General features: G+C 59.9%; 27 protein-coding genes. 10 read left to right on the plus strand and 17 right to left on the minus strand.

Going from position 1 to position 17,836, the window contains the following annotated elements; translation table 11 throughout:
* The 17 genes from CRO75_RS29820 to CRO75_RS29900 all read right to left on the minus strand — a co-directional run.
* Positions 1-317, minus strand: a 317-nt coding sequence (locus CRO75_RS29820) for a phage baseplate assembly protein V (RefSeq protein ID WP_143504051.1), incomplete at its 3' end; no start/stop codon positions are given.
* Complete coding sequence (locus CRO75_RS29825; protein ID WP_097140171.1) at positions 314-844, minus strand: hypothetical protein; 531 nt, start codon at positions 842-844, stop codon at positions 314-316. The genes CRO75_RS29820 and CRO75_RS29825, both read right to left, overlap by 4 nt.
* Positions 837-1,502: a hypothetical protein gene (locus CRO75_RS29830; protein WP_097140089.1), complete on the minus strand. Its 666-nt coding sequence runs from the start codon at positions 1,500-1,502 to the stop codon at positions 837-839. Before CRO75_RS29830 ends, CRO75_RS29825 begins: the two co-directional genes overlap by 8 nt.
* Positions 1,499-1,819, minus strand: coding sequence for a hypothetical protein (locus CRO75_RS29835; protein WP_097140092.1), 321 nt, complete (start codon positions 1,817-1,819; stop codon positions 1,499-1,501). The genes CRO75_RS29830 and CRO75_RS29835 overlap by 4 nt, the downstream gene beginning before the upstream one ends.
* A gap of 2 nt (positions 1,820-1,821) precedes the next feature.
* The gene (locus tag CRO75_RS29840) at positions 1,822-2,817 is read right to left on the minus strand and encodes a major capsid protein (RefSeq protein WP_097140094.1); all 996 of its coding nucleotides are present in this window, start codon (positions 2,815-2,817) and stop codon (positions 1,822-1,824) included.
* 163 nt (positions 2,818-2,980) lie between these two features.
* The gene (locus CRO75_RS29845) at positions 2,981-3,325 is read right to left on the minus strand and encodes a head decoration protein (protein WP_097140096.1); all 345 of its coding nucleotides are present in this window, start codon (positions 3,323-3,325) and stop codon (positions 2,981-2,983) included.
* On the minus strand, positions 3,319-4,464 hold the full coding sequence (locus tag CRO75_RS29850) for a head maturation protease, ClpP-related (RefSeq protein ID WP_097140098.1): 1,146 nt from the start codon (positions 4,462-4,464) through the stop codon (positions 3,319-3,321). Before CRO75_RS29850 ends, CRO75_RS29845 begins: the two co-directional genes overlap by 7 nt.
* Positions 4,461-5,942, minus strand: a complete 1,482-nt coding sequence (locus tag CRO75_RS29855) for a phage portal protein (RefSeq protein ID WP_097140100.1) — start codon at positions 5,940-5,942, stop codon at positions 4,461-4,463. The genes CRO75_RS29850 and CRO75_RS29855 overlap by 4 nt, the downstream gene beginning before the upstream one ends.
* Positions 5,942-6,148 carry a hypothetical protein gene (locus CRO75_RS29860; RefSeq protein ID WP_097140102.1) on the minus strand — a complete coding sequence of 69 codons (207 nt, stop codon included), beginning with the start codon at positions 6,146-6,148 and terminating at the stop codon, positions 5,942-5,944. The genes CRO75_RS29855 and CRO75_RS29860 overlap by 1 nt, the downstream gene beginning before the upstream one ends.
* Before the next feature lies 1 nt (position 6,149).
* Positions 6,150-8,171, minus strand: coding sequence for a phage terminase large subunit family protein (locus CRO75_RS29865; RefSeq protein ID WP_097140104.1), 2,022 nt, complete (start codon positions 8,169-8,171; stop codon positions 6,150-6,152).
* A gap of 4 nt (positions 8,172-8,175) precedes the next feature.
* The gene (locus tag CRO75_RS29870; protein WP_097140106.1) at positions 8,176-8,775 is read right to left on the minus strand and encodes a terminase small subunit; all 600 of its coding nucleotides are present in this window, start codon (positions 8,773-8,775) and stop codon (positions 8,176-8,178) included.
* 145 nt (positions 8,776-8,920) lie between these two features.
* Positions 8,921-9,265, minus strand: coding sequence for a phage holin family protein (locus tag CRO75_RS29875; protein WP_097140108.1), 345 nt, complete (start codon positions 9,263-9,265; stop codon positions 8,921-8,923).
* 541 nt (positions 9,266-9,806) lie between these two features.
* Positions 9,807-10,166, minus strand: coding sequence for a hypothetical protein (locus CRO75_RS29880; protein WP_097140110.1), 360 nt, complete (start codon positions 10,164-10,166; stop codon positions 9,807-9,809).
* On the minus strand, positions 10,159-12,378 hold the full coding sequence (locus CRO75_RS29885) for a VapE domain-containing protein (RefSeq protein ID WP_097140112.1): 2,220 nt from the start codon (positions 12,376-12,378) through the stop codon (positions 10,159-10,161). The genes CRO75_RS29880 and CRO75_RS29885 overlap by 8 nt, the downstream gene beginning before the upstream one ends.
* Entirely contained in the window at positions 12,368-12,595 is a 228-nt protein-coding gene (locus CRO75_RS29890; RefSeq protein WP_097140173.1) for a TraR/DksA family transcriptional regulator, read from the minus strand. Before CRO75_RS29890 ends, CRO75_RS29885 begins: the two co-directional genes overlap by 11 nt.
* The gene (locus tag CRO75_RS29895) at positions 12,588-13,106 is read right to left on the minus strand and encodes a phage regulatory CII family protein (protein WP_177409811.1); all 519 of its coding nucleotides are present in this window, start codon (positions 13,104-13,106) and stop codon (positions 12,588-12,590) included. Before CRO75_RS29895 ends, CRO75_RS29890 begins: the two co-directional genes overlap by 8 nt.
* A 328-nt stretch (positions 13,107-13,434) precedes the next feature.
* Positions 13,435-13,659: a helix-turn-helix transcriptional regulator gene (locus CRO75_RS29900; protein WP_097140116.1), complete on the minus strand. Its 225-nt coding sequence runs from the start codon at positions 13,657-13,659 to the stop codon at positions 13,435-13,437.
* A gap of 101 nt (positions 13,660-13,760) precedes the next feature.
* On the opposite strand from CRO75_RS29900, the gene CRO75_RS29905 reads away from it, so the two are divergent.
* The 10 genes from CRO75_RS29905 (at position 13,761) to CRO75_RS29950 (ending at position 17,833) form a co-directional block, all read left to right on the plus strand.
* Entirely contained in the window at positions 13,761-14,480 is a 720-nt protein-coding gene (locus CRO75_RS29905; RefSeq protein WP_097140118.1) for an XRE family transcriptional regulator, read from the plus strand.
* 76 nt (positions 14,481-14,556) lie between these two features.
* On the plus strand, positions 14,557-14,733 hold the full coding sequence (locus tag CRO75_RS33080; protein WP_177409812.1) for a hypothetical protein: 177 nt from the start codon (positions 14,557-14,559) through the stop codon (positions 14,731-14,733).
* The gene (locus CRO75_RS29910; RefSeq protein ID WP_097140120.1) at positions 14,730-15,320 is read left to right on the plus strand and encodes a hypothetical protein; all 591 of its coding nucleotides are present in this window, start codon (positions 14,730-14,732) and stop codon (positions 15,318-15,320) included. Before CRO75_RS33080 ends, CRO75_RS29910 begins: the two co-directional genes overlap by 4 nt.
* Positions 15,321-15,330: 10 nt before the next feature.
* A complete protein-coding gene (locus CRO75_RS29915; protein WP_097140122.1) occupies positions 15,331-15,615 on the plus strand; it encodes a phage antirepressor KilAC domain-containing protein in 285 nt (94 codons plus the stop codon).
* A 155-nt stretch (positions 15,616-15,770) separates the two neighbouring features.
* Positions 15,771-16,094, plus strand: coding sequence for a pyocin activator PrtN family protein (locus CRO75_RS29925; RefSeq protein WP_097140126.1), 324 nt, complete (start codon positions 15,771-15,773; stop codon positions 16,092-16,094).
* 45 nt (positions 16,095-16,139) lie between these two features.
* Positions 16,140-16,559: a hypothetical protein gene (locus tag CRO75_RS29930; protein ID WP_097140128.1), complete on the plus strand. Its 420-nt coding sequence runs from the start codon at positions 16,140-16,142 to the stop codon at positions 16,557-16,559.
* A complete protein-coding gene (locus tag CRO75_RS29935) occupies positions 16,556-16,777 on the plus strand; it encodes a hypothetical protein (RefSeq protein WP_097140130.1) in 222 nt (73 codons plus the stop codon). The genes CRO75_RS29930 and CRO75_RS29935 overlap by 4 nt, the downstream gene beginning before the upstream one ends.
* Positions 16,774-17,310: a phosphohydrolase gene (locus CRO75_RS29940; protein WP_097140132.1), complete on the plus strand. Its 537-nt coding sequence runs from the start codon at positions 16,774-16,776 to the stop codon at positions 17,308-17,310. The genes CRO75_RS29935 and CRO75_RS29940 overlap by 4 nt, the downstream gene beginning before the upstream one ends.
* Positions 17,307-17,597 (plus strand): hypothetical protein, encoded by a 291-nt coding sequence (locus CRO75_RS29945; RefSeq protein WP_097140134.1) that lies wholly within the window; start codon positions 17,307-17,309, stop codon positions 17,595-17,597. Before CRO75_RS29940 ends, CRO75_RS29945 begins: the two co-directional genes overlap by 4 nt.
* Positions 17,597-17,833 carry a DUF4224 domain-containing protein gene (locus CRO75_RS29950; protein WP_053279510.1) on the plus strand — a complete coding sequence of 79 codons (237 nt, stop codon included), beginning with the start codon at positions 17,597-17,599 and terminating at the stop codon, positions 17,831-17,833. The genes CRO75_RS29945 and CRO75_RS29950 overlap by 1 nt, the downstream gene beginning before the upstream one ends.
* The last annotated feature ends 3 nt before the right edge of the window (positions 17,834-17,836 follow it).

The raw sequence follows: 17,836 nt of genomic DNA on the forward strand, positions 1-17,836 counted from the left end.
CCATCGTCGAAGCGCCAGGTCTCGACGTGGTCGCGGTTGTCCGGCTGGGCACCGGCGTTGCCGTACAGCCCCGGCACGAAGGTGCCCTGAGCGGGCTCGCCGCTCGGGCTGATCAGGACACCCTGCTCATTCAGGCTTGGTGCCCGCCAGTGACGCGCCTTACCCGCCGCCTGGCTGTGCCAACGCACCCAGGCACTGGTCCAACCGCTGCCGTCCGAAACCCGGACCATGGCGGCGGCGAGGTCGACCGCGACCACCCGACAAGGAATTACCAGGCAGGCCAGCATGCGGTCGTGCATTGCCGATACATAGCTCACTCCATGGCCTCCGGTGGCAGATAGTTGCCTTCACCACCCGGGCCGGTGTCGGGAACAAAACCCCAGACAAGCGAGCCTGGTGGCTGATTGAGCCAGGGCCACTCTTCCTCGCCGAGATAGATCTGCTGCGTCCACTCCACCAGCCAGACGGTGTAACTATCCAGCTCCGGCTTGGTCCAGTCCTGCATGGCCTGGACAAACTCTGCCTGTTCGATTTCCAGTCCCCAGGTCTGCATGCGCAATAGCACCGCGAGCCGGCCCGCCAGAAATACCGCTTGCTGATGATGATCAGCGTGAAGTGGGTCGGTCACAATCCGGGCTTCCATCTTGCAGACCAACCCCGTCTCGCCTGTTCCCGGATCCCTCCCTGGTTCGAACTCTGCCAGTTCGATGAAGATCGCCGGCAGCGGGATGCTGGTTCCAATGACCGGCCAGACCTTCACAATCGCAACACGGGGCAAACTTAACTGCAGGTGCTGCTCGATGGCCCCATAAAACTGCTGGAGGCTGGATTCTTCATCAGCCACGGGCATTCCCCTTCAGATACTTTTGCAGTTCAAAGTTGAGTTCCTGCTGCAGGACCTGCAGCAAGCGTTGGTCGGCTTTACGCGTCCAGCTGTCAAAGTGCGGTCGCGCCTGTTCCAGCGAGACCTTGGCCTTGGCCAAGGGAAAGCGATTGTCGTTTTCGGCGATCCAGCCCGAACTTGCCCCGACCTGCCTGGTCACCTCGCTGTCGGGATAATCCTCGGCATCGAAGTGTTTGCTCGCAGTACGGATCCAGATATCGGGGCTGTTGCCGTAGACCGTCTTGAGAAACGCGCCCTGAAAGCGCCGCCCCGCGACCGACACCCCGGACCTGTTCTGCCGGGCCCGACCGGTGCGGCTCGCCTCAATGGCATTGAGACCGAACCACAGCTTGCCGACCTGGGCGCCATTGGAAACCGGATAGCTGCGCAGTCGCTGCCGGACGGCCGCCAGAGCGACCCGCTCCGACCGGCTGACAGCCCGGGCAATATGCGTGCGCAACCACCCAATGGTCTTGTTGATAGCTCTCCGCTGAGCCGCAGCAGCAGCCTTGGGCACCACCGCCGCGAAGTCCTTGAACGCCTGCAGATCAGCCGACGACGCCTGCAGAGAAATCATCCCGCCGCTGGCCGAGGGCTTGTAATAGCTGCCGACGCTCATGGCCGCTTTCTCAGAATGAGAGCGACCAGACCGTCACCAGATGGCTCCAGGTTCATCAGATCGTAGTCGCCCCCACCGTCCAGCTCCGGCACATCTACCGTTACCAGCAGACCCTGGCGCAGACCACCGGAATCGCTGACGCGGATCTCAAACCGCGGCTCACGAATGGGCGTGCTGATCCTCCCCATACGAGGCTGAAGCCAGGGTGCTGCGAACATCCCCAGCACGGGCTCCTCCTTGCCCTCGATCCGGGCAGAGTCGCCCAGGGTCGAGAACACGGTTTCATCGGCGTCGCGTATCAGATCGCGAATGCCCATGATCAGAGTTCCAGCAGGATCTGCGCCAGTGGCCGGGTGCACAGGTGCAGCGGGTTGGACTGCGCTTCGCCGGCCATGCCTTTGCCAAAAGGCATTGGCTCGATCTTGCTGTAGTACGGCAGGCCTTCAGTGTTGACCGTTTCCATGTAATCGGCCGGAGCAAACCTCGAGATGTACAGTTCAGGAACCCCCTCGGGGATCAGCAGCGCCTTGTCATCGTGAACAAAGGCCACGCCTGCGATCTTGCCGCGATAGCGTTCCCAGACGATCCCACCGAACTCGAAGCTTTCACGAGCATCACCGCGCAGCGCCGCTGCCTGCTGACTGGCCAGGTAAGTCTCCTTCACGGAGCGATGAACAATCAGCCTGTTCCAGAAATTCTTCCCACAGAGCGCACGGGACCCGCTGCTGGTGATGCTGCCCAGCGCTTCCTCCTGCAAGTCCAGCGCCTCACCACATTTCACCCGCAACTCGGTATCGGGACTGGCAAGGCCCATGGACATCTTTTTGCGAGTCACCCCGAAGGTCTTGTAGATATCCAGGAGAGGAGTTTTTCCGTCCGCATCAAGGATCAGGCCATTCAGAGCCCCCATGCGCTGGAACTCATGGGTCGCGTCCAGCTGTCGACGGCACTTGGCCAGACGCTTGTTGACCACATCCGACACTGCTTGCAGTTCCGACCGCGTACCGAAAGCACGAATGCCCTGGATCTCGTCGGCTCTGATGGAGAATGTCTGAGGCAGGTGAACAGTATTGAATGGGATCAGGTTGCGCTTGCTCCCACCAACCACCAGCCCCGCGGTGCCACGCTCACCTGCTGGCACCAGCGCCAGGGTGTCACCGTCTTTTTCGATCTGCACCGTGATGGTGGGGATGCCCTCCTCATGAAACAGGCCCAGACTACTGATGCGGCCCGGCAGGTATTCCTGTTCGTTGATTGCTGCCGTGAGGGACGACACGGAAAACGCATCGTCGTTGAAGATTTGAATATCAGCCATGAATCTTTCTCCAGAAAGCAAAAAACCCGCTTAAGCGGGTTTGGGATTTGTCTGATGGATAGCAGCACCGTGTGCGGCTACCTTTTAGAAGTCCGTCCGGGTGGTTGTCCTGGCCCCTTTCGAGGCTGCCGACTGTAATCTGCCCGGGCGGGCCCTTCTGGCATCAGCGAACAATCACAGAATGGGTGGCCAGGGCCTTCTCAGCGGCAGGATCCAGGCCGGTCAGGTGCGCTTCGCTAACCTCGGCCAGACGGACCACAGCACGGCCTCGCCGCACCACGTCAGATTCGCCCAGCGGACCATAAAGAATCGCCTGGGCGTTCTCGCTGCCGTCTTCAGCGGTCGGGTTGTAAGGGGCGAACTCACCGGTCGCCGTGACCAGCCCGAGGATCTGGCCGGGCTCCAACGCTGGGCCGGCCTGAACGTTGATGGCTTCGCGAGAAATGGTGCCGGCCCCCTCGGACAGCAGGAACTCACCCGCGTGCATTGGCTCTCGTTGATTCATGATTTTACTCCTTTTGCGGATGGGGTATGTGCGACCTGGCGGGCAGCCCAGATAGAGGACTGATCAATCTGCCTGGCCTGCATCTTGGGTGGTGGATCGCTTTCCAGCGGCAGGCTGCTGTCGATTTCAAAGCCCTTCCCACTGCTGACGATCTTGTCGAACAGGCGAGCCCGAACAGCCGACGCATCCAGGCCAGCCTTGACGTACTCGACGCTGAACTCAGGTAACCGAGCTGCGACACAAAGGTCGTGCACGGCATTGGCCCGATCCAGCGCAGCCAGGACGATGGATTCGCTTTCCAGCTTGGTGGATGCCAGCAACGGCTCTACCAGATTGCTGATACCACCCGCGGCGCAGCGCTGGGTGATCATCAGGGCCAGCTTGGACGCATCAGCCACAGCCGGCACAGGAGTCGGGTCATCGGGCTCCAGTTCAGGATCCGACTCCGGCGGTTCATTGAACTGAGCGAGCAGCTCGGCAGGAGCATGCTGGTAGCGTTGCAGCACCACGCCTTGGCCGAGACAGGCCTTGACCTTCACCCCGTCGCCGATTTCGTCTGCCAGCCCCAAAGCCACCGCCTCGTTGGCAGTCAGCCAGGTTTCAGCATCGACCAATCGCCGCAACTCGGCCTCATCGATGTCCGGCGCCTTCGCTTTGTAAGCGGCAATGATAGCTTCCATGGTCTGATCGAGCACATCGGCCACCTTGCGGAAGTCTTCGGCATCGCCCGAGGCGTAGGTCCACGGGTTGTGGATCATCAGCATGGCGTTGCTCGCGATCACTACCTTGTGCGCGCCGCATACCGCGACACTGGCCGCGCTGGCCGCCAGCGCATCGATACGCCCCGTGCAACGCTCGCCCAGGCGCGCCAATGCGTTGTGCATGGCCAGTCCGTCGAACAGGTCACCACCGACGCTGTTGAATGCCGCGATCACCGGAGAAACACCGTCATCCAGGGCGCGCAGATCCTGCACGAACTGATTGGCGGTGATGCCCCAGGTGCCGATCTCGCCGTAAACAAAAATTTCAATGAGCCGTTCCGTGGCTTCGCCGTTGACCTGCAACGCGTACCAGGTCTTGTCCTTGACCTGCACTTGCTTGCCGGCGCGGTTGTAAATGCGCGGTCGCGCTGTTTTGCTCATGGTTGCTCCTTGTCGTCGAGCGGCTCGACGGCATCGAGGGTTGTGTAATTGAGGCCCAGGCTGGTCGCCCGAGCCAGATCGGCGGCGTTTTCTGCGTCGACCGCTTCAGCGTCATAACCGGTGCGCAGACACATCTCGCTGCGAGATGCGAACCCTGCCTGCACCTCCATCCGCCGTGCCTGTACGTCCTGTACCGGCTGAATGTAGGCCCAGCCCTGTGGAACCCAACGCGTGCGCAGGTATTCGCGGCGTCGTTGTGCGTAGTTGGCCAGCTCCACGGCACCCGACAGGATCGCCATGTCCAGCCACGCTGCCCGTACTGGCCGGCAGAGCTGATGCACATACACGCTGAACTGCAGCTGCTCCAGCCGCCGCCGAAACTCGTTGAGGACCACCCGCAACGCCCGGTCATTAACCTCCCGCATGTCGCCGGTGAGGATCTCGTAAGGCGTGCCCGTACCAGCAGCAGCGGCCATCAGTTGCTGTCGCATGAAGTCCGGATAGTTGTTGCCCGCGTCCGGTGGCTTGGAGAACTCCACCTCCTCACCTGGTGCTAGTTCCTGCATGGTTCCGGGCTCCAGCGCGACCATGGGCGTGAAGCCATCATGGTCGAGCGTCAACAGCTGGCCGGTGACCGGATCCCTCGGCGCTTGACCAGAATCCGGTGGCGGTCGACTGATGAAGCCAGCGAACAAGTTGGCCACCTCCTGCCGGAACAGCACGGCGTCGTCGTAGTTATCGAGGCTGCGCAGGCGTTTCAGAACCGGTGAAAGGCGCGGCACACCGCGCAGTTGGCCCGGCTCGACCGGCTCGAAGATGTGCAGCACCTGAGTGGCCGGCACGCGCACCAGCTGGTTGTAGCCGGCGTTCAGCGATGTGGCATCACGCGGATGTGCCAGGTACATCCAGTACGCCACCCGCTTGCCGCCTGGGGTGAACTCGATCCCGGCGCGGATGAAGTTACCGTCTCGCGTGGTCTCGTACTTGTCGTGAGGCACGAACTCAGGCGCCAGCGCCTGGAGTTGGAGAGGAACCGCTAGGCCCTCCTCCAGACTGCGTGGACGCAGTCGAACAAAGCATTCGCCTGAGGTCTCAACCGTCCGGGCGACCAGCGCCTGCTGGCCATAGAAGTCGGTACGATCATCGGCGTCCGACTCATCGACCCAGTCGTCCCACAGCTCCTGCAGCAAATTGCGCAGGGTGTCGTCTTCGATTCGCGGCCTTGGCGTGATGCCGGTGCCGATCAGGTTGCTGACGCGCTTGTCGATCACGTTGAAGGCATACGGGTCATTACGAACTGCTGCCCGCGAACGGGCACGCAGGTTGCGCAGCGCTGGGGTGTTGATGCTGTTGATCCCGTTGTCGGGAGCATCCCAGCCAGTGGACCGGCGGCCCTCTCCGGCGCCTTCGTAACTGGCCTTGATGTTCGACGGCAACAAGAATCCGCTACGGCTCAGCGTCGGATAATGTCGGGCCATCAGACTCCTTTGCCTCCGTGATAGATCCGAACCACGCGGGAGCGCGGTGCGGCCGAGTTGACCAGCGAGGTGCGGATCTCGTCGCGAGCCCTGATCAGCTCGTCGATGGACCGGTATTCCACGGTGCGGTCGCCGTAGCGCACGGTTTTCTCACCGCGCGCAATGGCCCCCTCAACCGCGTCGAGGTGCTTCTGGGTAAAGGACATATCAGCGTCTCTTCAGGTAACCGCTGCTGGAGCTGCGGCGTTGAGGTGGCGCAGCCGGTCGTGATTGCACAGCCGGTGCAAGGGGTTGCGGTGCGGGTTGTTGCGCTGCTGATTCAGGCACCGACACATCGGCACTGCTGAGGCGCTCGCCCTGAACGGGCTTGATGCCCTGGGCATCGTCGAACAACCCGGACTGAGCCAAGGCCTGACGCACCCGCTCCCAGTCGTGTTCCTTGTAGCGGTTGAGGCCCAAGTAATGAGCCATGGCCAGGCAATACACCATCAGGTCGAGCGCTTCGTTTCGCTCGGCCTTGCCCTTGACCCACTCGATGCGCTTATGGCCGCGCACGTAACGAGCGACCTTGCGCTCTGCGACGCACTGCGCGAAGAAGTCATCGGGCAAGTCATTGGCGAAGTGCAAGGCACCTGGTCCGGACTCGAACGGATAGCGGTTGTAGATCCAGTCCTTTGCCGTGTCAGTACCAACAAACCACAGCTCGGCACCACCCCGCTCCGTCTGGCCCTTCCAGGTGACATCCACCATGGACGGCCGCTGGGCAATCACTGGCTTACCGGGCTTACTCGCACCCTTGATGGCAAACACGTTGCGCCAGCGCCGCACACGGCAGAACTGGTAAACCTCGTCCGTGTGGTGACCGCCAGAGTCGACAGCCACCGCCAGAATGCCCAGGCCAACGCCGCACGGATGGCGATATTTGACCTTGAGCAACTCGTCCAGCGCCGCCCAGGTACGTTCGTCCGCTGGGTCGCCCGCGACAATCTGGTAGTCGATAACCCAGCGCTCCATACCGACGCCCCAGCCCATCGCCATAAACTCCAGGCGGTTGGCCTGTACGTCGACAGCACCGGTAATCATCAACACACCTGCAGGCATCGAGCCGAGGCCGTAAGCCTCCAGCCGTGCCCTGGCCTTCAGCGTGTCGGCCTTGGTCTGCTCTTGCGCGGAGTCCCAAACCTTCGCCAGACGGGTGTTGTAAAACACCTGCATGGGCTCAAGGTCGCCTTTAGCCTGGGCTTTTTTCGCTTTCTCGAACTGCTTGGCCAGGGACCGCCAGTCCATCCAGCCCGGCGGCGAGTACAGCGCATTGAGGTGGAACCCAATTGTCTCGCCGTCACCCTCGGCGTGGGCGCGCCATTCGCCTTTGGCGAGCATCTCGCCCTTGTGGTGTTCCTCGATCAGCACGTCACAGTCAGAGTTTGCGCACTGGTAATGCACAATGCTGTAGTCCTTCGAGTAGTACAGGCGCTCCCATTCCAGGGTTTGCATGTGCCCACAGGTCGGACAAGGGACGTAGAAGTAACGCTGGTCGCTACCCTGAAACAGATCGTCGATCCGGGAGGCGCCCTTGATCGTCGGCGAACTGGAGAAGTAGAACTTGGCGTTACGGCCAAAGGTACTCCCCCGAGTCTCCGCCAACTCGATAGGGTCGCCCTCTTCCCCCACGTCCACCTGCCATCGGTCAATCTCGTCACCGTAGACATAGCGCGCCGACAGCTCGGCCAAGTTGGCCGCCGATCCGGCGGTGGTGACGTACAACGAACCACCCTCGAACTCCTTAGTGTCCATGGTGTTGCGCGCATCCCGCGAGCGACTGGAGGCCACACGCTCGCGCAGAACCGGCGTAGCCTTGATCGTTTTATTGATCCGGGACGACACCCGCTTAGCCAGGCCGAGGCTTGGCAGCAGCGCCAGAATGTTGGACGGCGCCATGTGAATCAGGCCGCCAATCCAGTTCAAGGCGATCTGCGTTTTCATCAACTGCGAGGCCACCATGGTGACCACTCGCTTACAGGGGTGAGCCGGTGACAGGCAACGCATAGGCTCGCGTGCATACGGCGTGCGCGAGGTGCGGTACTGGCCGGGCTCGGCGGCACCGGCATCACGCGGGATGCGTATGTAATCGTCGGCCCACTCATTGATCCAGAGATCCGGGTCAGGTCGCAGCCCTCGGAAATACGCCTCGCGGTACACCTCTGCACCGTCAGGAAATTCCGTAGGCATGGGCTTAACTCGTTAGGTCGTGTTCAAGGTCCGCCGAGGACAGCCGCTCGGCATCCTCCAGCGAGCGGCGGAGCGCCGCCGTCAGGTGCTTCTCGATTTCCCAGGGATCCGTCATGGCTGCCAGTTCGGGAGCCAGTTGTGGCGGCATGCCCAGCAGCTGATCACGCAGCAAGCGACCGGCGTTGTAGGCGCCGGTTTCCACGGCCTTCATGACAACCAGCGAGCCCCTGGCCTTGTGCAGCTCGATTTCCGCCAACTGGGCCAGGTTGTGTTCGCGCAGTGCGCGGGCTTTCTGGAAGTCGGGAAGCTGCCCCGCAGGGGTGATCGCGGGCGGCGGCGCAGCCGTGGAAGTCGGCTCGGCCGAGGTGGAAAGCTGGCCGTAAACGTCGCGCTGAATCCGCTCCTGTTGGTGGCGGTCGGCGACGGCGGCCTTGCTCGGGTCCGCGGTGTCGCGAATCAACGCCTCGCTGGCCAGAACATCCACCAGCTTGCCGTCATCGGTCAGCACCAGTCGGTTGTTGTTTTTCAACCAGGTGATGTAACTGGGCGCCCTGCCAAGTCGAGCCGCGAAGGCGCTCTTTGACAGGAAAAGTGGTTCTGCCATGAGCCCTCCTTTTCAACGGCTTTTCAATGGAAACCTTTCAATTTCAATGGATTGAATTTCAGTAAGCTGGCAGCCCTGCCGCTAACACTTTCCCGCGGGTTTCGAGCCCCGTGTCCTCTGGATATCCCCAGGGTCCCCGGCAATTTCAGGCCGCCCCGCCGCTGCCGGGAGGCAAATCGGAAACGCCCAACCGCTTGGCGGCCCAGCGTTCGTACAAGCCAATCGCAACATCGGCGCCGGCCATTGCTGTGAGGCATCCGATCCCGCCTGCTGCGAGGATCGAAACCCCGGCGGCGTGCAACAACATGATGGTGCCCAGCCCGCAGACCACGCAGGCTCCCGACCGAAGTGCCAGGCGGCGAATCAAGGCCCAGCCCCGGGCGCCCGCCTTGTCAGCTCGCCACATCTCTCCGGAAACACCGCCGACCAGTGAAAGCACAATCAGCATCCAGATCGGCATGTCCACCAGCGTTTGCTGCTCGTTCGTCATTCCCCTGCCCCTTAAACGCAAAAACCCGGCGCAAGGGCCGGGTTTGGTGAGTGTGGTGCCTGCCGCTCTCTGCGGTCGCACCTATCGAAGATGGGTACTTTTTACAGGTCGATTCCGGTGGCAGCAAGTAACTTTTAATGCCACCGAGCAATACGGGTGCGATGTGGGTGTAATGCAGGGACAACACAGAGGTAACGCGGGGAGATTCAACACCTCGGCTATCAGAGCCTTCGGCTCTGTCTGGGCTGTCCCACTTTGCTAGGTCGAAGTAGGACGGCTACAGGCGCCTAAATTCGGGGCTCCGCCCCACTGTCCTACTTTTAACTCTGATTTCTCGTGTAAAGAAGGAATTATTAATACACGCTTGCGCGCCCATGGCGCGTATGCGCTCCCGCTGCGCTCATGTGTGTGCATGGCGTGCGGGAAGGCTGGACGGTAGGACAGACCAGAAACAACGCGGCCCGCGCTTGTCCGGCTGCATTAAAGTGCAGCTGGACAAGGCGAGCCAATAGGACTGTGACAGGCGAAGCCAGGGTAGGAGTCAAGCAGCCTTCCCCATCAACACCCACCATATGCACACGTGTGCGTCGTGCAGACGCTGGTAGTAGGTGTCACGACCGCACCCGCAGTGTGCGTAACGCAGCGGCATGTTGGAGTCATGACTGCAATAATGCTCACGCACGACTGTGGCAAGTTGTTCGTCCAGATGCTTCGTCACAATGAGTTCCATATCCAGCGAGCTTTCCAGCGGCGCCTTGCTTGCGCGTTTGCCGCGGATCAATTGACCATTGCTTTCCATCATCATCGCAACCATGTTACCACCAGCCAGCCCGCCGCTGGATAGATCACTATGAAGTTCCAGAGCCCATACCCTCAGTAGTGCGTCGATTTCCTTAATCATCGAAACAGGGCTCCTCGAACTTCTCCTGCACCAGGGCAACAGCCTTCCCCCACCCTGCCGGCTTCTTGTATGCCCATGGCCGGATCCCGCTTTTGGCGAGCGCTGACAGGCGCACCTTGCGCCATCCAAGCCGATGCATGATCGCTCCGACGCGCATCTGCTCAGGCTTACCCCAATGACCGAAGTCCAGCTTCAATGCACCGGACAGAATGTCCGTACCGGTCGCGGTCTCGCCGATCTGGGACTCTTCCAACCAGCTGAGAATTGGCCCCTCCCATTCGTCCATCACAAAGCGCTCCTCCTGCGCCTCAGCGAACAGCGGGGACTCATCCCGATTTACCCACCAGATATCCCCGGATAGGTAGCAAAACATCGCCTCTGCCCAGAGCTGATCGCGGATCTGCCGCAGCAGCTCAAGCTCGACCTTGGTGCATGCCACCGGCCAATAGCGACGGTTGCCCGTGGCGTCCTTCAGGTATTCGTCCTGGTTGGTCGTACCGACGAACACACACTGGCGTGGCACGTCCATAGTTCTGCGGCCATAGCTCTCGCGGTAGGTGTCGGTCGAGGCCGAGAAAAACTGCTTGGCCTTGGTCGACTCAGCCTTGTTGAAGCTGTCCAGCTCGCCCAGCTCGACGATCCACTTGCCGCGAATTGCCTGAAACCCGTCCTTGTCACCCAGGGCAAAAGGTGTGTCCATGAACCACTCGCCACCGAGGATGCTCATTGCGGTGGATTTACCAGCGCCCTGGGCGCCTTCGAGGATCATTACCGAGTCCGCCTTGCAGCCCGGTTTCATAACCCGGCCCACGGCGGACACCATCCAGCGCTTGCCAACTTTCGAGCTGTATTCAGTCGGAGCAACACCCATGATATCTGTCAGCCAAGAGTCAAGCCGAGGCACTCGGTCCCACTCCAGGCCGTTCAGATAGTCCCGCACGGGATGGAACGCGTGATCATGGGCAACCACGCTGACGGCCTCGATCACATGTGTGGATTTGACCCGCAAGTTGTATTGCTGCGCGAGCCATTTCATTACAAGCATGTCGTCGATGTCGGCCCAATCACCAACGCCACCGCCGTAGGGAGCTGCTCGCAGCTTGACGATCTTGGAGCTGAACGCGCTGAAACCGATCACCCCAGACCAACGCTCATCATTGCCAAGGATCAACTCCACGTTCTGCATGTGCGCAATCAGCGAACCGTTCTCAGTGCGTGCGAGCTGATCTTTCCAGCCGCCTGCTGCCGGCGGTTTGACCACCGCCAGCACTTGCCGGCGGACGGCCTCCAAACCCTCTGCACAATGCAGGTCGTTGAAGTCCGTCCACTTATCCTCGCGCTCACCAGAAAAGATTGGAGCCACCACCTGGCCGCCAACAACCGTTGCGGCGTTATTGGCCTTCTCCTCTCCAGGGTTCCAGGGTTCACCGTTTGGGCGCTTGGTCTTCCAGTCATCATCCCGGCAGACAATGATTGGGCGCCCCGGGAAGCGTTCACGCATGGCCTTGGCGACCGCCAGCAGATTGCCCGCATCAAAAGCAATCGCCACTGTCAGCGAAGTTGCCATATGCAGGCTGGTGCCGGTTGCATAGCCTTCACAGACCAGCACCGGCTCACCTGGCTCAGGGTGCGGGCCAATCAGGTGAAAGGAGCCTTCCTTCGCCATACCATAGGGCCAATAGGACTTGTCACGACCTGTCTCTGGTTGCGCCCCCGGATAGATCACCTGCAGGCCGACAATCTGATCCCGAACGTTGCACATAGGAACGAGGACCGCCCCAGTGCGCGGCGCATAACGCACCTTGAGGCCGACGATTTGCTTACGATCCAGATACGCGCTTCTGCCCTTCTCCGGCATGCGTCTGAACAGGCCCGCCGCCCGGTTCGCCGCCCGGCGAGCGGCATTGGCGGCAACCTCAGCTGCGCGACGCTTGGCCTCCTCTTGCCGAGCGCGCATTACCTCGCGCTCCTCTGGCGACATCCGCCCGGCCTTGACCTTGATCTTCTGCGTCTCGCCCGAGCGCCAGTCACCGAAGCTCCCGAAAATCAGCGTTTCGCCCTTTTCCGTCCGATGTTCGTGGACGACGTACCACCCGTTTTTTTCCTTGCCCTTGTCCTGCGCTGTCTTGCAGCGAGTCAGCTTGCCGAAAACCAAAGGCTGCGCGGGCTCAAGGCCGTAGTCTGCGAATTGCCCCAATACCTCATCGAGCATACCGGGCCTCCCGCGACTCAGTGAGAACCTGACAGCTCACACACTGGGTACACCCAGCCTGGGCCAAGCGGCGGGCCTCGGGGATCGGATCGTCACAATCCTCACAAAATATAAAGGAAGCAGCCGGCAATATCGGCTTGGCGGCACTGCGAGCAGCAAGAGCTTGATCGATACGCTCCTGCACCAGGTCGTTGGCGAAGTCGGCAATGTCAGCCACGGTCAGCACCCCGCGTTGTCTGGTTGACGTACGTGGCGCGGTTGAACAACCCCAGCAGCCCCTGAATACCGCGGAACACCTGCAGACGAATCGCGGCCAGCTCTTGGTCGCTCACCACCCCATCGCCGATGCTCTTGGCCCAAGTCTCGGCCAGATCAGCGACTTGCCGGAAGTACTCTGCGATGCCAGTGGTCAGGGTTTCGGGCATGTCGTTTGTGTAGGTCTCTGCCAGTTCCTGCCAGATCGTGTCGCCGACCAGGGCATGAACGGCATCAAGAATCCGGCGATCCTTGGTCAGTTCCAGGATCTCGCCGAACTCCTGAATGTTCACTGTGTGGCTGGGGTGGGTCGGGGACAACTTGTGCTGCAGCGTGGTGGCGTTTCTGCCGGTGGTGGCGGCGATGGCTGCGGCGCCGCCGGGGTAGTCCCGTGCAGCATGGTAAAGCGCTAGATCGAGTGGCAGGACTTCCCGCTGCGCCCGGTCAACACAACTAAGAGCAATTCGGCTCATGGCATTAATCCTAATAAGTTGCCAGTGCCGCGCGACATGCAGTGGTGATACATTTGCCGCGTGGCTTGAAAGGGCCCAAAAGCCGGCTAGGTCCGCAAGACCGACACCGGCACCGTGCCGGGGCAAGCGATCCGTCGCTCACCCCTGGCGCAACAGCTGCCTCAATCTGTGGTGGAGAAAGGCAGCAACCCAAGGCTTCCAAGCCCTGGAAAGCGCGGTAAAGGAAAGCGGTTTGCATGTGGTGTGCCCGCCTACCTTTATCGCGACCCGACAGCGCTGTGGTGGTGCGTGCCGGGAGGAACTGGGCGGCCTTTCGGTCGCCTTTTTTCTAAGCTGCACTCGGATAAACGGCATCCGGAGGAAAAACATCATCAAGTGAACAGGTCGCCCCCAAGTGATTCAGCGCCGCCGTAATTGCCCTACATTCGCTTAAGCCGGGCGTCCTATGACCAGACTCATAATTGCTGAGTCGAGCCTGAGTCCACCCAAGTAACTCGAACAAATCCCTTTGCTTGATGTTCGCCCCTTTTCTGAGGTGAGCAATTCGGTTCATACAGAAAACTCCTTTCGACGCCGCAACTCTAATCACGTTACGTGATTTTTTCAACACGATAAGTGAGAAAAATACATTTCAATACGTGATAAAAATCTGACATGGATACTTTAGGCTCCCGCATCAAGCGGCTCAGAAAAAACAAAGGGCTCAGCCAGAAAGCTTTGGCTGAGGTTTGTGGCTGGTCATCTCAATCGAGAATTGGAAATTATGAGAGTGATCTCAGAGAGCCGAACCTAACCGATCTGATTCTGCTAGCCCCAGCTCTGGGCGTTTCTGTTGCAGAACTGATAAGCGGAATTGACTCAAATTCCCTGCAGGACTCCATAAGCAATGTGGACCCAATGATCCTTGGCTTATCAACACAGGATCCAAACGGCGCCGTAACAAACCTAGGTGCAACTAAAAAGGGAGTGGTACCCGTTGTGGGGACAGCCAAATTGGGCGTAGATGGTTTTTTTGAACCGCTTGATTTCCCCGTCGGCCATGGCGATGGATACCTGCAAATTTACAGTGATGATCCAAATGCCTACGGCCTACGGGTCATAGGCGACAGCATGCATCCGCGCATAAAAAACGGTGAGTATGTGCTGATCGAGCCGAACAAAAGCTATTTAGCAGGCGACGAGGTCATGGTGCAGACCCATGATGGTCGATCCATGATTAAAGAATTCATCTATCTGCGTGACGGTATTTTTCGATTTGATAGCGTCAACAAGGACCATGGCCCCATCCACCTCACTCAAGTAGAAGTGTCCAAAGTTCATCTGGTTGGAGGGATCCTCAAGTCATCACGGTTTGTACATGATCACTCAAAATAATCACATTTCGTGTTGACTAAATAATCACAACACGTGATATTCGCCTCACTCTTCCACCACAGAGCGAGGCAATACCATGCACACCACAGCAACTCTGCACGTCCACCCGGCTGCTGCTGATCCATTCCGTACCTTTGAAATCCGCCGCCTGGCCCGTGAAGCCGGGTGCGAGTTCGTCGCCAGCAAACCCAAGCAGAAACCCCGCAGCACCCCTGCCCCCTTCGGCCCGAACGGCGGAGGGCATGCGGCATGAGGAAGTACAAACTCGACAATCGCACGCTGCAGCTGCTAAACGCCCAGGTCAATCTGACCGAAACCTTTACTCATACGCTCCGGTCCACCCCGCGGCGTGATGTGCTGTCGTTCCGTCTAAAGGTTGAACGCAGCAAATCCGACACGCTCTTCACTGTCGAGCTGGGTAGCGAACGCCACACGCTGACCCTACCGAACGAAAAGAAGATGCACCTCAAGCTGGCCGACTTTATCGAGGAGATCGTAAACGGCCCCTTCGACCCAAGCAGTTCAGGCGATCTGCTGACAGCTCCTCATGCAAACCGCCGCTTCGGCACCTTTGAAGCCGAACAACGGCAGCAGGTGTTTGAGCTGGTCCGGACAGGCGGCACTCTCAGCCTGGACATGGGGTTCGACCTCCCCATTCACATTGCCCTCCATCGCAACATCACGCGCAAAGCCGTGACGACCATCATGAGCATTGGTGTGAAAAAGCCCCGCACCAAGTGCTTCACCGTGTGCGGTAGCGACACCGAGATGTACGAGAAGATCGTCGAGTCCATCAACCACCTGGCTGCAGTCGCAACTCCTGCAGCACACGCGGCATAGGGGGTTAACCATGGAACGCAATCTCGCCAAAGCAGCCCAGTACCTGGGCATCACCCGGCCAAAACTGATCGACCTCATGCGCGAAAAGGGGCTACTCAACGAGCGCAATCTGCCGGCCTACCCCACCCGCGACCGTGAGTACCTGCGGATCAAAGACGGCCAGTGGTGGCACCCGGAGCTAGGCATGCAATACAGCCAATCCACCCGGGTGAAGCAAGCCGGCCTACCCTGGCTCGCCGAGCAGTTGGGACTTGAGATGCCAGCGATCCCGGCAGACCGTCGTGACGTGGCCTAGGGAATACGCCCGCCAGATCTTAGCCCTGAGCACCAAAGAGGAGCGCAACGCCGCGCTCCTCGAAGTACCAGAACATCTGCGGGAACTGACCAAACGCCACTGCCTTAATGCTTGGAACCACCCGGCAAGAAACAGACGCAAGGAGGCCCAGCCCCATGAGCAGTAACAACCAAGCACCGCTTCGACTACTACCCGCACCGGATTCATCCACCGTAGAGATGCTGCACCACATCTTTGGCGATGTACTTATCCCCCTAGACAAGCTGCGCGTGCACTACTTCAAAAATCTCAATGAGAAGACATTTACAGAGGCAATCAACAGCGGCCGCATACAGCTCCCAGTAACCACCCTGGACCACAGCAGCAAGTCATTGAGATACGCCCATATCCGACACGTTGCGGCATTGATCGACGTCCGCGCCTACAAGGCAGATGAAGAAATGCCGCGCCAATACGGTGTATCACCAGAGCAACCCTAATCGGCCGCCACCACCGGCCCAGCAAAACCACCAGGAGCACACCACATGACTACCACTGAAATCTGCGCATTGATCGCCCTCATCATCAGCACCGGCATGGTGTACTGGGCCGGCTACAGGTGCGGCCTCGTCAATGGCCGCACCGAGGGCATGGAGGAAGGAAAAAGTATCCAGAAAGCTGACAGTTCAGAAGAAATCCGAGAACTGCAGCTGCTGCTCGAACACAGCCGAGGCGAACACAAGAAGCTGTATACCCACTACAAGCACGCCTGGGCGGCTTCGAAACTCGGCGAAGGCGACCGCCAGACGCTGCTGGATATTGCGGAAAAGCTGCGAATTGCTGCAGCCACATTCAACGCGCTACGCACCGGCAAGGCCATCACTCGCGAAACAAACGCCCTCCGCGATCAAGCCCTCGCCATGGCCGCCCTACTTGAGCCGGTAGCTCAGGAGGACGCAGCATGAAGCGTCCTATCCCATTACTGCGCTTGAGCCCAGAGGCCGCCGGTGAACTGCAGCAGGCTTGCACCAAGGCCACCACCGAGTTGCAGGAGCTGTCGCGCTTTCGTAAAGAGTTCGACCGCCAGCTGACCGAGCGGATCGGTGCCGACGCCGTGCGCCAACTGCACAAAGACACCAAGCACGCTCTGCTGCTGGCAGATCTCGTCAAGGAGGCCGCATGAGCGGGATCCTCACCTTTACCGGTAAGCGATTTGACCCATGGTCGCCGGCCGCCAATCTGATCGAACCACGCGACATCACCCACTCGCTGGCGCTCCTGTGCCGTTTCAACGGGCACACCCGAGAGTTCTACAGCGTAGCGCAACACTCCTGCATGGTCGCCGACCTGGTGCCCGACGAGGATAAGCTTGCGGCACTCCTCCATGCCGCAACAGAAGCATACCTCGGCAACACGGGGCGACCGCTGAAGGAGCGAGTACATGTCGATGCAGAGGATTGGATCTGGCACTGCATCTGCACCCGCTTCAACCTCGACCGAAAGCTACCCGTAACCGTCCGCCACGCAGACCTGATCGCGCTGGCCACCGAGCGCCGCGACCTCATGCCAACCGATTCGGCTATCTGGGATTGCTTGGTCGGAGTCGAGCCCATGGTGGAAATCATCCGCCCCTGGTCCGCTGCCGAGGCACGGACCACCTATCACCAGCGCCTGATGGACCAGCTCGCTATCGAAAATCGGAGAAAAGCGGCATGAAAATCGAACAGAAAAAAAGCCAATCCATGCCCGTTTTGCTCCGCAACGCTTGCGGCGTCGACGCGCAAGAAACAAAGAGTCTCTGCTGCGAAGCAGCAGGCATTATTGACCCTATCAGCGCCACTGACGAAGCACTTATACCCCACGAAAAGCTGCGCGAGGCAGCCAGTGTTGATGCAGCGCTGATCGCTCAGGAACGCCCGCCCGCGCAGCCTGTCGTGGGGTATACGCCCCTTCCAACGATGCACAACTACCTATCCTTGCTACAGCCTAAGGACATTCGGTAATGGAACTACAAAGTGAAACCCTGGCCGATGAGGAGCTGTGCACGATCACCGGCTACCAGCTCCCGTCCAAACAAATCCAATGGCTGACAGAAAACCATTGGCAGTTTGTTTTGACCGGCGCGCGACGCCCTGTTGTGGGCCGTGTTTACGCCAGACTGAAGCTGGCAGGAGTAAAGCCTTCTTCGGTCAACGCGGTTGCTGAAACGTGGTCACTCAATCTGGCGAATGTGAGCTGACGC

The sequence above is a fragment of the Pseudomonas sp. LAMO17WK12:I10 genome (assembly GCF_900215185.1).
Lineage (GTDB): Bacteria > Pseudomonadota > Gammaproteobacteria > Pseudomonadales > Pseudomonadaceae > Aquipseudomonas > Aquipseudomonas chlororaphis.